Consider the following 12,614-nt stretch of genomic DNA (forward strand, 5'->3'; position numbering starts at 1 on the left):
CGTCGAATCAGATCTCAGTCGGCCTGGACGAGGATCTTCGCGCCGGCGCCGCCGCGCAGCGCGTGGATCGCGTCGACGACGCCGTCCAGCGCGACTTCCTGCACCCAGCCCGTCGTGTCGTACACGCCGCGGGACATGGCGTCGATCACGGCATCGAAGTCCTCGGGCAGGTAGGCCAGCGCCCCGGCGATCTCGGTCTCGCCCATCACCAGCTGGGTGGGCAGGAACTGCATCGGGCGCTCGTGGATGGCGACGACGACCACGCGTCCGCCCGGCGTCAGGCTTGCCAGTGCGGAGGTGATCGCGGGTCCCGCTCCGGCGGCGTCGAACGCGGCATCCACTCCTGCGCCCTCCGTGAGCTCCGCGACCGCGGCGTCGAGATCCTCGTTCACCGGATCGACGACCGTCGCGCCGAGGGCGGCGATGATGGCGCGGCGTTCGGCACTGGGCTCGGAGACGAGCACCCGGTCGATGCCGCGCGCCCTGAGGGCGAACCAGACGCCGATGCCGATCGGGCCGGCGCCCGCGATCAAGGCGGTCTGCCCCGCTTCGATGTTTCCCCGCGACACCGCGTGCCATGCCACGGACATCGGTTCGACGAGCGCGCCCATCCGCAGGTCGACGTTCTCGGGGAGGACGTGCAGCTTCGAAGCATCCACCGTCGTGAAGGCGGCCATGCCGCCGCCGTGCGAGCTCAGCCCGTGGAAGCCGATCTTCTGGCACGCGTTGAACATGCCCTTGCGGCAGGCGGGGCACTCGCCGCAGTAGTAGATCGGCCAGACCGCTGCGCGGTCGCCGACCTGGACGTCGGTCACTCCCTCGCCGACCTCGACGACCGTGCCGGAGAACTCGTGGCCCAGGATCTGCGGCAGGGTCGATCCGGTCACCGGGTGCGGGTGATCGAAGTCGAGACCGGCGGCCTCGGGCGAGTAGTACACGTGCAGGTCGGATCCGCAGATCCCCGCGAACGCGTTGCGCAGCTTCACCTGGCCGGGCCCGGGGGTCGGTTCCTCGACCTCCTCGACGCGCAGGTCCTCCTTGGCGTGGAATACGGCAGCCTTCATTCTTCTCTCCTTTCGTGGGTGGCCGGGTGCGCCAGCCACCACTGCGGTGACGCCGCGAGGATCAGCTCGACGGCGCGGTCGACATCGTCGTCGTCCTGACGCAGCCATTCCTCGATCGCTCCGACGGTGCCGGATGCGGCGTACGCGATCGCGAGTCGCAGTGCGGAGTCGTCGTCGACGAACACCGCGGGCAGGATGCCGGGATGCAGTCGGGTCCACAGCTCCAGACCGGATCGGATCGAGCTCTCGAGGGTGCTGCGCACGGGGGCGGCGAGCGAGGGGTTCATGGCGCCGCGGTACACGGCGCCATGGTGCAGTACGTGCGCGATCAGGGCGCGCTCGCCGTCGCCGATGGCATCCGCGTCCGGGAGCGCATGGATCGTTTCGTCGATCTCGGCGGCGAGTGCGTCCGCCAGCAGGCGGACAGGGCTCTCCGCATGGCGGTAGAACGTGTCCCGAGTGACACCGGCCTCACGACAGACGGCCGACACGGTCACTTCGGTGATCGGCGTCAGCGCTGCAAGGGTGAGAACGGCTCCGCGCAGCTTCTCCTGCGAGCGTCGCGACCGTGCGTCCATGCCCCCATTGTATCCAACAAGTGTCAGATAGGGCGTTATCGTTCGAGAACGGGGCGGCGGATGCCGATCCACGACACGACGCCGCCGATCGCGAACAGGGCAGCCGTGACCCACGCCGCGTCGTGGAAGCCGTTCAGGTCGAGCGTTCCGCCGACGATGGTCGAGAGCATCGCCACGACGAGCAGACCGGCCACGCGCGAGATGGCGTTGTTGATGGCCGAGGCGATGCCGCTGCGGCGCTCGTCGATCGCGCCGAGGATCGCTGCCGTGAGCGGTGCGACAGTGATCGACAGGCCGAGACCCAGCACGACCATGGCGGGCAGCACCTGCCACCAATAGTCGAAGTCGGCCGAGACGGTCAACAGCAGCAGGGCGCCGCCCGCCATGATCAGCGGACCGACCGTCATGAAGATGCGAGGCCCCCAGCGCCCTGCCCAGGCGCCGGCGCGCGCGCTCAGCAGGATCATGAGGATCGTGATGGGCAGGCTGGCGAGCCCTGCCGCCGTCGCGCTCAGCCCGGCGCCCTGCTGCAGATACACCCCGATCACGAAGCCGTTCAGCGACAGTGCGGCGTAGACGAAGAGCGTCGCCAGGTTGCCCCACCCGAAGTTGCGGATGCGGAACAGCGACAGCGGCATCATGGACTTCTCGGTGCGCTGACGCAGCAGGAACGCCCCGAGGAAAAGGATGCCGAGGATACCGGGGATCCAGATCGCCGGTGAGGTCCATCCGAGGTTCGGCTGCTCGATGAGGGCGAACACGACACCGGCGAGACCGGCCGCGCACAGCGCACCGCTGAGCCAGTCCACGCGGATGTCCCGAGGATGCTCCGGCAGGCGCAGCCGTGCGAGCAGCACGAGGGTGACGGCGATCGGGATCACGTTGATCAGGAACACGAACCGCCAGGACAGGAAGTCGACGAACAATCCGCCCAGCAGCGGGCCGATCAGCTGCGCGGAGGTCGTGAATGCCGTCCACACGCCGATGCCGCGCGCCTGCACCTCGCCGCGCATGGTCGCTGTGATGAGGGCGAGCGAACTCGGGACCAGCAGGGCGCCGGCGGCCCCCTGCGCCGCGCGGGCGATGATGAGCATGACCGGATCGAACGCGAAGCCGACCGCGATCGACGAGATGCCGAACGCGATGAGTCCGATGCGCATCACGAACACGCGCCCATAGGCATCCGACACGGAGCCGGCCAGCAGGATCAGAGCGCTCAACGTGATGAGGTACGCGTCGACCGCCCACTGCTGCGTGGTGATGCCGCCGCCGAGCTCCGCGCTGATCGCGGGCAGGGCGACCGTCACGACCGTGCCGTCGAGGAACGTCACGAACGAGGCGAGCACCGCGATGGAGATCACGAGTCGCTGCGTGCCGGAGAGGGATGCCGTGGTCACACGCCGAGACTACGCCCGGCGGCGGACACCGATCCGGATTCGCCATCGACTCCGCACCGCCTCCGGGTCTACTCTGGCGTCAGGCGGGTCTCCTGCCCGCTTCTCACCGGCGAGAGCCGCCACGAAGAGCGAGGTGCGAGATGGATTCGATGATGATGGGCGCCATGTCGAAGGACATGATGTCGATGCCCGGCATGGACATGATGGACATGTCGGTGATGCAGGCGTGCATGGATGCGTGTTCGGCGTGCGAGCAGGCCTGCACGGTCTGTTCGGTGCAGATGATGGACTGTGCGCCGGCCTGCATGAACTGCGCTGACATGTGCAACACGATGATGCGCTCCATGATGCGCATGCAGGGCATGACGCCGGCGGTCATGATGTCGATGCTGGATGCCTGCATCGCCATGTGCCAGATGTGCATGGACGCCTGCATGGAGCACGCGGACCACAGCGAGGTCTGCAAAATGTGCGCTCAGTCGTGCCAGGCCTGCATGGACGCCTGCATGGCCATGAAGGACATGATGATGGCGGCTGCCTGAGCAGCGGCTCGACTTCGAAGGCGGCGCGGTCAGGCGGTCGTCACGTTGAACTGCACGCGTCCGACGGCGAGGACGTGGTAGCGGCGGTGCAGTGCTACCGGTGTGCCCACACCGGCCTCGAGTGCGGCGCTCGATCCGTTCCACAGCGCGTGCGCCGTGCCGTCCAGGTCGCGCACGACGAGGTCGCCGGTCACGGCATCCGCCGACTCGACGATCCCGTCGACCCACTCGGCCGGGGTCGCCGACGCCATCCGGGCCTGGATGAGGTGCAGCGCGTGCCCCGGCGCGAACGAGGAGCAGACATCACCGCGGTCGCACATGCACGCCGCACGCTCACGCACCTGGAGGGGCGAAGAGGCGGGCTGCGGGCTGGACACGATGATCTCCTGACGGTCGGGGTGTTCCAGCAAGAGTAGGTCGGGGCCGGTGCTGGTGGAAGCGGCCCCGACACGTGCCGAAACAATCCGCGAACAGGTTCAGTGCGGGCGATGCGCGGCCAGCGCCTCGGCCAGTGCATCGCGCACCGCGACGACTGCCGCGCTGTCGCGCGAGGAGGCCCTGGTCGCCGCGAAGATCTCCCGGACGGGAGAGCCGGGCAGCTCCCGCAGCCGCACGCGGGCGTGGTCTCCGGTCCAGACCAGGTCGGGCAGCATCGCCACGGCATGCCCCGCGGCGACCAGTCGTGCATGGGCGACGAGGTCTGTGGCCTCGAAGCGCACATCCGGCTCGAACCCCGCCGCGCGGCACTGCTGCACGGCCCACTGCCGGACGGCGGCGCCCTCGGGCTCCAGCACCCAGACGCGATCGCGCAGGTCCGCGAGCTCGGTGGCCGGGTCGCCGCGCGGAACGGCCAGACGGATCGGATCCCGCCCCAGCAGCGTCCGCTCGATGCCTTCGCTCACCGGACGCGTGTGCCCTGGATACTGCTCGGCCACCACGAGGTCGAAGACGCGCGCCTGCAGTTCGAACAGCGCGATCTCGGGAGCCAGTTCGCGCATCTCGACGCGCAGCCCTGGCATCCGCTCCGCCAGCGTCGTGAGTGCGGCGGGAACCAGCGCCTCGGCGGCGGTCGGCATGACGGCGATGCGCACGCGCGCCGGGGTGTCCTGCGAGCTCGACAGCTCGGCCCGAGCAGCCTCATCCAGCTCGAGCGCCCGTGCGGCGTGCGCGGCCAGCACACGACCCTGCGCGGTCAGTCGCACGCGCCGTCCGTCCGGCTCGAGCAGCGCGACTCCGGCGTCGCGTTCGAGTTGGGCGAGCTGCTGCGACACGGTCGACGCGCTGTAGCCCAGCGCGCCCGCGACCTCGGCGATGGTGCCGCGCAGCCCCAGCTCGTGCAGCAGGCGCAGACGTCTGAGTTCGAACACGGCGCTCCCTGCTGAAACATCGATGAACCTGAACGATATCCATCGTAAATGTGCGCTGTTCACGATCAGTGCGCGAGGCGCACACTGAATCCATGAGCACAACTGCATCCTCCGCCGAAGCATCCGTCGCCGACCTCGCGGGACTCGCCGACGACGCCGTCGCGCTGGTGAGGCAGTGGCTCGTCGAGAGCCGCGGCATCCCGGTGGATGCCGCGGGCGAGCGCCTCGCCGGTGTCCTGCGCGACGAGCACGGCCTGGATTTCACCGTGGGCTTCGTGGACGGCGTCGTCCGGCCGGAGGACACGAAGGTCGCGGCCCGCATGCTCAAGGCGCTCGTGCCGCTGACCCCCCGATTCCTGCCCGCGCCGATGCGCGCGGCGATCGGCCTCGGCGGTGCGACGTCCACCGCCTTCCCCGGCATCGTCGTCTCCGCGGCCCGCGCCGTGCTGCGCCAGATGGTGCGTCACCTCATCGTCGACGCGCGCGACGAGAAGCTCGGGGCCGCGATCGCGCACATTCGCGAGACGCAGGGGGTGAAGCTCAACGTCAACCTCCTCGGCGAAGCGATCCTCGGCCACGACGAGGCATCCCGTCGGCTCGAAGGCACGCGCCGGCTGATCGAGCGCGACGACGTGGACTACGTGTCCATCAAGGTCTCGTCCACGGTCGCACCGCACAGTCCGTGGGCGTTCGACGAGGCGGTCGCGCATGCGGCGGAGGCCCTTCACCCGCTGTACGAACGCGCGGTGAAGGACGACACCTTCATCAACCTCGACATGGAGGAGTACAAGGACCTCGATCTGACGATCGCGGTGTTCACCGACATCCTGGACCGCCCGGAGTTCCACGGGCTCGAAGCCGGCATCGTGCTGCAGGCGTACCTTCCCGATTCCCTGGGCGCCATGATGCGTCTGCAGGCGTGGGCCGCCGCGAGGGTGGCCGGCGGCGGCGCACCGATCAAGGTGCGCGTCGTCAAGGGCGCGAACCTGCCGATGGAGACGGTGGATGCCGAGACGCACGGCTGGCCGATCGCGACGTGGTCGACCAAGCAGGAATCGGACGCCTCGTACAAGGCGGTGCTCGAGTACGCGCTGCGTCCAGAGCACGTAGGGAACGTGCGCATCGGCGTCGCCGGGCACAACCTGTTCGACATCGCGCTGGCCTGGCTGCTCGCGGAGCGCCGTGGCGTCACGGCGGGCATCGAGTTCGAGATGCTGCTGGGCATGGCCAGCGCCCAGGCGCAGGTGGTCAAGCGCACGGTCGGCTCGCTGCTGCTGTACACGCCGGTCGTGCACCCCGACGAATTCGACGTCGCGATCGCCTACCTGATCCGCCGGCTCGAAGAGGGCGCGTCGCACGAGAACTTCATGTCCGCGGTCTTCGATCTCGATGAGGATCCGGCGCTGTTCGAGCGCGAGAAGGAGCGCTTCCTGGCGTCCGTCGCGTCGATTCCGACCGATGTACCCGGCCCGAACCGCATCCAGGACCGGCGGCAGCCGGCGCTCGCCGCTGCGGAGCACGGGTTCGCGAACACCCCGGACACTGACCCGTCCCTCGCCGCGAACCGGGCGTGGGCCGACGGCATCCGATCCCGCATGGGCGAGTCGTCCCTGGGCGACGACACGGTCGCGGCGAACACCCTGTCCACGCCGGAGCAGGTCGCCGCCGTGATCGAGCGCGCCGTCGCCGCGGGCGACGCATGGCGCGCGCTCGGCGCCGAAGGACGCGCCGCGATCCTGCATCGTGCCGGCGACGTTCTCGAAGCCCGCCGCGCCGACCTGCTCGAGGTCATGGGATCCGAAGCGGGCAAGGTCATCGAGCAGGGCGATCCCGAGGTCTCCGAGGCGATCGATTTCGCGCACTACTACGCGGAGTCCGCCCGGACCCTCTCCGATGTCGACGGCGCGACCATGACGCCCGTCGGCCTCACCGTCGTGACGCCGCCGTGGAACTTCCCGGTCGCGATCCCGGCCGGCTCGACGCTTTCCGCGCTCGCGACGGGGTCGCCCGTGATCGTCAAGCCCGCGCGCCAGGCGCGGCGCTCCGGAGCCGTCATGATCGAGGCGCTGTGGGAGGCGGGCGTGCCCCGCGACGTGCTGCAGTACGTGCAACTCGACGACCGTGACCTGGGCGCCCGGCTGATCAGCGACCCGGCGGTCGGCCGCGTCATCCTCACCGGCGGGTTCGAGACGGCGGAGCTCTTCCGCGGCTTCCGCGCCGATCTGCCGCTGCTCGCCGAGACGAGCGGCAAGAACGCCATCATCGTCACGCCCTCCGCCGACCTCGACCTCGCGGCGAAAGACGTCGCGTACTCGGCCTTCGGGCATGCCGGTCAGAAGTGCTCGGCCGCGTCGCTCGTCGTGCTCGTCGGCTCGGCCGCGCGATCCGAGCGGTTCCGCCGCCAGCTCGTCGATGCGGTCCGCGCCTACGACGTCGGATCGCCGACCGACGGCTCGAACCGGATTGGCCCGCTGATCGGCCCTGCCGAGGGGAAGCTCCTCGACGCGCTGACGACGCTGCACGGCGGCGAGTCCTGGCTGCTCGAGCCGGAGAAGCTCGATGAGGAGGGACGGCTCTGGCGCCCCTGCATCCGCGAGGGTGTGGCACGGGGGAGCGAGTTCCACCTGGTCGAGTACTTCGGCCCCGTGCTCGGAATCATGACGGCAGACAGCCTCGATGAGGCGATCGACATCGTGAACGACATCGACTACGGACTCACCAGCGGCATCCAATCGCTCGACGAGGACGAGATCCAGCAGTGGCTCGCGACGATCGAGGCCGGCAACGTCTATGTCAATCGCGGGACCACGGGCGCGATCGTGCAGCGGCAGCCGTTCGGCGGCTGGAAGAAGGCGGCCGTCGGCGCAGGCTCCAAAGCGGGTGGGCCGAACTACCTCGTCGGACTCTCCGAGTGGTCGGATGCCGCGGTGCGCTCGGAGACGGCTCTCGACGGCCTCGCAGTCTCGGCGGTCGCGCTGGTCGAGGGAACGGATGCCGAGTGGCTCCGCGGAGCTCTCGCCACCGACATCGACGCCTGGGCATCCGAGTTCGGCATCGTCCGAGACGCGACCGGCCTCGTCACCGAGCAGAACCTGCTGCGCTACCAGGCCGTGCCGGTGACGCTGCGCTTCGAAGGCTCGCGCGTCGCCGAGCTGATCCGCGTCGCGGCTGCGGGGCGCCGGGCGGGCTCGCGCGTGACGGCCAGCATCGCGTCGCCGCTGCCCGCCGGCGTCGCCACCTGGCTGGGCGCCCACGACGTCACGGTCGTCACGGAGGACGACACGGCGTGGGCCGCGCGAGCGCGTCGCCTCGCGGCATCCGATGGTCGGGTGCGTCTGATCGGCGCGGATGCCGCGGCCACCGCCGCGGCCGTCGACGGTGCTCCCAGCCTGGCGCTCTATGCGAACCCTGTGGTGGCGGCAGGGCGCGTCGAGCTGCTGACGTTCCTGCGCGAACAGGCTGTGTCGATCACGGCGCACCGCTTCGGAACGCCGCGCCGCTACGACGTGCCGCCGCTGGAGCCCGTGCGTTGAGTCCGTGGGTGACCGGGCTCGGGGTCGCGGGCGATTCCTCGACCCCGATGATCGCGACAGCGGGCGTTCTCCCGGGGAGCTGGAGTAAACTCGCGGCGTGCTGTTCACGATGAGCGCCCTCGGGGCGCGGAAGGTGGCCGCAGGCGCGCATCGCGCCGGCGGCAGAGGCTGACCGAAAGCCGGAGGCGGAACTCCCGTCCCCGGTGAAGCGTCGTACCCCGGCATCCCGCTGATCGGATGCCGTGACCTCTCCCTTCTCCTCCGGCCCTCCGGCCGCCGTCCGAAAGCAGTCCTCTTGCGTCCCATCGACGAGCGCGACATCCGCGCCTCCCTCATCAACGCCTCCCGCAAGGAAGCCGCCACCCTCGCGATGCCGGCCGATCTCGCCGACATCGACTTCGACCGCCTCGACTATCTGGGCTGGGTGGATGCGAAGCATCCGCGTCGCGCCTGCATCGTGACCGAGGTCGACGGAGTTCTCACCGGCGCGCTGCTCCAACGTGCCGAGCAGCGCATCCGCACTCGTGCGCAGTGCAGCTGGTGCGAGGACGTGACCCTGCGCAACGACGTGCAGTTCTACGCCGCACGCCTCGCCGGGCCGCGCGGTCGCAACGGCGACACGATCGGCACGCTCGCGTGCGCCGAGTTCGGCTGCTCGCGCAACGTCCGGATGCTGCCGCCGCTCGCCTACGAGGGCTACGACCGCGAGACCGCCCGCGACCTGCGCATCCTGAAGCTGCAGGAGAACGTGGCGGCGTTCCTGCGCGAGATCCGCGGCTGACACCCCCGCGTCAGCGCATCCCGGCCCCGACCAGCACGACGAGTGCCATCACGCCGGCCGCCGTGGCGAACCCCACCAGCAGCACGGTGAGCCGCGCGTCCGGCATCCGGTCCGGTCGGCCGGCGGACAGCGCCCGGTCGAGCGCGCGCGCTCGCCGGGCCGAAGCGACCCAGAACAGGCCGGATGCCGCGACGCCGGCGATCCCGGGGATCACCCAGAGCCCAGAGCCGAAGATCACCGGGAGTGCGCGTGCGGCGATGAGCGAGACGACCGCGATCGACAGCGCAGTGCGCCGCCAGGCGAGCTGTGTCCGCTCCGGCTGAAGGCCAGGGTCGTACTGCGTCACAGCAGCGCCGCGATGAGCACCAGGATGCCGGCGGCGGTCACTGCGACCGCGACGAGGGGGGCGAGCAGGGAGCCCGGCAGCGGCGCGGCGAGCCGCATGGCGCGCTCGCTGCGGATCCAGCCGATCCAGGCGAGCAGCGGCGTCGCGATCCCGGCGACGATGAGCACGAGCGATGCGATCAGGCGCAGCTGAGGATGCAGGTCGAGGCCAAGGACTTCGAGCGCGACTCCACCGGCGATGAGGCCGAGGGCGGTGCGGATCCACGCGAGGAGGGTCCGCTCGTTCGCAAGGCTGAACCGCGGATCGGGCTCCGTGCCGTGCCGGTAGACGGCAGCGGGGAAGCGGGGGCGCTCGACGGACATACGATTTCCTCCGGGTCGGGCTCCAATCCTACGGTGCGCTCTGCGGGAACGCCTCGCGCTCGAGCAGGGCGAGACGGCGCTCGCGGGTTCCGGCGATCTCGATCACGCGCGCCGAGTCCGGCACGAGATCGGCGTCATCGGACAGCCGCAGCAGCGCGGCATCCGTCTCCTCGCGGAGCTCGAGATCCTCGGACTCCGGGATCAGGATGCCGTCGGCCGGCGTGAGCGGGAGCAGCACCAGCAGATCGACGGACTCCATCGCGGCGGCCGCGTGCTCCGCGAGATCATCGATCTGCCCGGCGGCGCCGGGGCGCCCGAGCGCCACCCACGCCTCGAGGTAGGCGAGGAAGTCGAGCGGGCAGCGCTCCATGATGGTGTCGGCGGTCGACGGCATCCGCTGCAGCCGACGGGCAGCGATCTGGAACTGGTCGACGAACGAGTCCACGCTGGCGCCGCCGCCCGTGTGCGGGTCGCCGTGCACCGCGAACGCCGGGTGCCGGGCGTGGAAATCGGCGATCAGTGAGCTCTTGCCCGTGCCGTGCGTGCCCGAGATCGCGATGCGCATGCTCGGAATCTAGCCGACCTCGGCCGAGACGTGCGTCCATGCCCGTGCCGACAACTCGGACGACAGGTCGGCGAAGACGGCGAAGCTGGTGCGTCCCGGCCAGTCCGCGGGCAGCAGCTCGGCCGGGAGTCCAGGATCCAGGTACGGCAGCGTCCGCCACGCGTCGATCAGCCGGACGTATGCGACGAATGCGTCGCGATCCGTCGCGGCATCCGGAAGCTCGGACACCGCGGCCTGAAACCGCTCGTGCTCGGCGCGCAGCGCGGCCAGATCCCACCAGTCGTGCGCCGCATCGGCGAGCGACCCGGCAACGCGCGGCGCATCGGCGCGGAACAGCACGGCGGCGTCGCGGACGTCGAGCGCTCGCAGCAGCTCCTCGGCCTCGTCCTCCAGGTGTCCGGGCAGGATCCACAGCGCGGGGGAGACCGCGCCGGCTCCGAGCCACTGCAGGCCGCGCCGCAGACGATGACGCAGCTCGCGCCGCGACTCGGGGATCGAGTAGGACACCAGGCACCACTGCTCGCCGTCCGTCATGGTGCGGATGTCGAAGATCCGCCGGTCGCCGCGCTCGAGCATCGGCAGCGCGGCCGGGTCGAGACGGTAGCCCGCGGCATCCCTCCGCTCCGCCGTCAGCAGGCCGCGCTGCTTGAGTCGGGCGATGCCGGTGCGCGCACGGGGGGCCGGGATGCCCAGGTCGCCGGCGAGCCGCACGAGATCGGCGGTCGAGATCCAGCCGCCCAGCGTCCGCAGGTAGAGCCCGACGACGGTGCGCAGCAGGGATGCCGTGCTGCCGGGGCGCGCATCGAAGTCGTCCTCGGCGGTGCGGGGCGGCGGTTGCTCGCTCAACGCCGGAGCGGGTCTGGCCTCGCTCACAGAGCGTCCCGAACAGCCAGCACGCCGGTGATCGCCTCCACGTGCGAGGTGCTCAGCGGCGACAGCCCGAGCCGGATGCCGTCCGGGAAGCGGAAGTCGGGGATCACGCCGTCCGCCCACAGCTGCTGCGTCACCCGCTGGAACTCGGGATGCCCGATCGACACGTGGCTGCCGCGCACAGCGGCGTCACGCGGGCTCAGCAGCCGGACGCCGCGCGGCGCCAGCTCCTCCTCGTACGCTTGCAGGACGAGCTCGGTGAGCGAGATCGACTTCGCGCGGATCGCGTCGATCCCGGCATCCTCGATGTGCTCGAGCATCCCCTGCATCGCGAGCATCCCGACGACCGGCGGCGTCCCGCTGATCAGCTGGCGGATGCCGGGGTCCGGCGCATACGTCGAGGTCATGGCGAACACATCAGCAGCGCCCATCCACCCCTGGATCGGCTGCCGCAGCACACCGTGCAGCCCGCGGCGCACGTAGGCGAAGGCCGGGGACCCAGGCCCGCCGTTCAGATACTTGTACGTGCAGCCGACGGCCAGATCGACGCCCCAGGCATCCAGCTGCGTGGGGATGACGCCGACCGAGTGGCACAGATCCCACAGCACCAGGGCGCCGGCGTCGTGGATGATGCGGGTGATGCCGGCCATGTCCGCGAGAGCGCCGGAGCGGTAGTCGACGTGGCTGAGCACGACGAGCGCCGTGCGCTCCGAGACGACGGCGGCGATGTCCGATGCCTGCACTCCGAGCACCGGGTCGGGCATGATCCAGCGCAGATCGAGGCCGTGCTCGGCCGCGACGCCCTCGGCGACGAAGCGATCGGTCGGGAAGTTGCCCTCCTCGATGACCAGTTCGCGGCGGTCGGGATGCACGGCGACGCCCGCGCGCATGAGTTTGTAGAGCAGCACCGTCGTCGAGTCGGCGACGACCGTCTGGCCGGCAGCCGCACCGAGGCACGCGGCGCCGATGCGGTCGCCGAGCTGTGTCGGAAGGTCCATCCACTGCTCATCCCAGGAGCGGATCAGCCGCGTGCCCCAGTCATGTCGCACGAACTCGGCGATGCGATCGGCGGCCGAGGCGAGCGGGCGACCGAGCGAGTTCCCGTCCAGGTAGGCGGTGACGCCCGGCGCTTCGGAGAACGCGCCCAGATGCTCGGCGAGCGGGTCGGTGGCGTCCAGGTCGCGCGCGCGCGAGAGCAGATCGGTCATG

Annotated in this window: 14 protein-coding genes; 3 read left to right on the forward strand and 11 right to left on the reverse strand. The window is 70.4% G+C overall.

Annotated features, from left to right (window positions below; translation table 11 throughout):
* Nucleotides 1–14: 14 nt before the first annotated feature.
* The 4 genes from ACWAT3_RS05730 to ACWAT3_RS05745 form a co-directional block, all read right to left on the reverse strand.
* A complete protein-coding gene (locus ACWAT3_RS05730; protein ID WP_460796618.1) occupies nt 15–1,064 on the reverse strand; it encodes a 2,3-butanediol dehydrogenase in 1,050 nt (349 codons plus the stop codon).
* On the reverse strand, nt 1,061–1,642 hold the full coding sequence (locus ACWAT3_RS05735) for a TetR/AcrR family transcriptional regulator (RefSeq protein ID WP_460796620.1): 582 nt from the start codon (nt 1,640–1,642) through the stop codon (nt 1,061–1,063). Before ACWAT3_RS05735 ends, ACWAT3_RS05730 begins: the two co-directional genes overlap by 4 nt.
* Nucleotides 1,643–1,677: 35 nt before the next feature.
* Nucleotides 1,678–3,039 carry an MFS transporter gene (locus ACWAT3_RS05740; RefSeq protein ID WP_460796621.1) on the reverse strand — a complete coding sequence of 454 codons (1,362 nt, stop codon included), beginning with the start codon at nt 3,037–3,039 and terminating at the stop codon, nt 1,678–1,680.
* Between the two features lie 103 nt (nt 3,040–3,142).
* Nucleotides 3,143–3,385, reverse strand: coding sequence for a hypothetical protein (locus ACWAT3_RS05745; protein WP_460796622.1), 243 nt, complete (start codon nt 3,383–3,385; stop codon nt 3,143–3,145).
* On the opposite strand from ACWAT3_RS05745, the gene ACWAT3_RS05750 reads away from it, so the two are divergent.
* Entirely contained in the window at nt 3,384–3,581 is a 198-nt protein-coding gene (locus ACWAT3_RS05750; RefSeq protein WP_460796624.1) for a hypothetical protein, read from the forward strand. The genes ACWAT3_RS05745 and ACWAT3_RS05750 overlap by 2 nt on opposite strands.
* A gap of 29 nt (nt 3,582–3,610) precedes the next feature.
* Here the strand turns inward: ACWAT3_RS05750 and ACWAT3_RS05755 are convergent, their stop codons facing one another.
* Complete coding sequence (locus ACWAT3_RS05755) at nt 3,611–3,958, reverse strand: hypothetical protein (protein ID WP_460796626.1); 348 nt, start codon at nt 3,956–3,958, stop codon at nt 3,611–3,613.
* Nucleotides 3,959–4,057: 99 nt separating this feature from the next.
* On the reverse strand, nt 4,058–4,948 hold the full coding sequence (locus ACWAT3_RS05760) for a LysR family transcriptional regulator (protein ID WP_460796628.1): 891 nt from the start codon (nt 4,946–4,948) through the stop codon (nt 4,058–4,060).
* Between the two features lie 92 nt (nt 4,949–5,040).
* Between ACWAT3_RS05760 and ACWAT3_RS05765 the strand changes: the two genes are divergently transcribed.
* Nucleotides 5,041–8,481 (forward strand): bifunctional proline dehydrogenase/L-glutamate gamma-semialdehyde dehydrogenase, encoded by a 3,441-nt coding sequence (locus ACWAT3_RS05765; protein ID WP_460796630.1) that lies wholly within the window; start codon nt 5,041–5,043, stop codon nt 8,479–8,481.
* Nucleotides 8,482–8,776: 295 nt separating this feature from the next.
* Nucleotides 8,777–9,262, forward strand: a complete 486-nt coding sequence (locus ACWAT3_RS05770) for an FBP domain-containing protein (protein WP_460796632.1) — start codon at nt 8,777–8,779, stop codon at nt 9,260–9,262.
* A 10-nt stretch (nt 9,263–9,272) separates the two neighbouring features.
* Here the strand turns inward: ACWAT3_RS05770 and ACWAT3_RS05775 are convergent, their stop codons facing one another.
* From ACWAT3_RS05775 to ACWAT3_RS05795, 5 genes are read right to left on the reverse strand one after another with little or no spacing between them, the layout of a single operon-like run.
* Nucleotides 9,273–9,608 (reverse strand): DUF202 domain-containing protein, encoded by a 336-nt coding sequence (locus tag ACWAT3_RS05775; RefSeq protein WP_460796633.1) that lies wholly within the window; start codon nt 9,606–9,608, stop codon nt 9,273–9,275.
* Nucleotides 9,605–9,970: a YidH family protein gene (locus ACWAT3_RS05780; protein ID WP_460796635.1), complete on the reverse strand. Its 366-nt coding sequence runs from the start codon at nt 9,968–9,970 to the stop codon at nt 9,605–9,607. The genes ACWAT3_RS05775 and ACWAT3_RS05780 overlap by 4 nt, the downstream gene beginning before the upstream one ends.
* Before the next feature lie 28 nt (nt 9,971–9,998).
* Nucleotides 9,999–10,535 (reverse strand): DEAD/DEAH box helicase family protein, encoded by a 537-nt coding sequence (locus ACWAT3_RS05785; protein WP_460796637.1) that lies wholly within the window; start codon nt 10,533–10,535, stop codon nt 9,999–10,001.
* Nucleotides 10,536–10,544: 9 nt separating this feature from the next.
* A complete protein-coding gene (locus ACWAT3_RS05790) occupies nt 10,545–11,381 on the reverse strand; it encodes a PaaX family transcriptional regulator (protein WP_460796638.1) in 837 nt (278 codons plus the stop codon).
* A gap of 23 nt (nt 11,382–11,404) precedes the next feature.
* Complete coding sequence (locus ACWAT3_RS05795; protein ID WP_460796640.1) at nt 11,405–12,613, reverse strand: kynureninase; 1,209 nt, start codon at nt 12,611–12,613, stop codon at nt 11,405–11,407.
* Nucleotide 12,614 lies beyond the last annotated feature (1 nt).

The organism is Microbacterium sp. GXF0217, from assembly GCF_054798195.1.

Excerpts from the sequence above, each read along its gene's own strand:
- ACWAT3_RS05730 (WP_460796618.1), bottom strand. The coding sequence starts at position 1,064 with ATGAAGGCTGCCGTATTCCACGCCAAGGAGGACCTGCGCGTCGAGGAG.
- ACWAT3_RS05735 (WP_460796620.1), bottom strand. The coding sequence starts at position 1,642 with ATGGACGCACGGTCGCGACGCTCGCAGGAGAAGCTGCGCGGAGCCGTT.
- ACWAT3_RS05750 (WP_460796624.1), top strand. The coding sequence starts at position 3,384 with ATGATGCGCATGCAGGGCATGACGCCGGCGGTCATGATGTCGATGCTG.
- ACWAT3_RS05745 (WP_460796622.1), bottom strand. The coding sequence starts at position 3,385 with ATGGAGCGCATCATCGTGTTGCACATGTCAGCGCAGTTCATGCAGGCC.
- ACWAT3_RS05765 (WP_460796630.1), top strand. The coding sequence starts at position 5,041 with ATGAGCACAACTGCATCCTCCGCCGAAGCATCCGTCGCCGACCTCGCG.
- ACWAT3_RS05780 (WP_460796635.1), bottom strand. The coding sequence starts at position 9,970 with ATGTCCGTCGAGCGCCCCCGCTTCCCCGCTGCCGTCTACCGGCACGGC.
- ACWAT3_RS05785 (WP_460796637.1), bottom strand. The coding sequence starts at position 10,535 with ATGCGCATCGCGATCTCGGGCACGCACGGCACGGGCAAGAGCTCACTG.
- ACWAT3_RS05795 (WP_460796640.1), bottom strand. The coding sequence starts at position 12,613 with ATGACCGATCTGCTCTCGCGCGCGCGCGACCTGGACGCCACCGACCCG.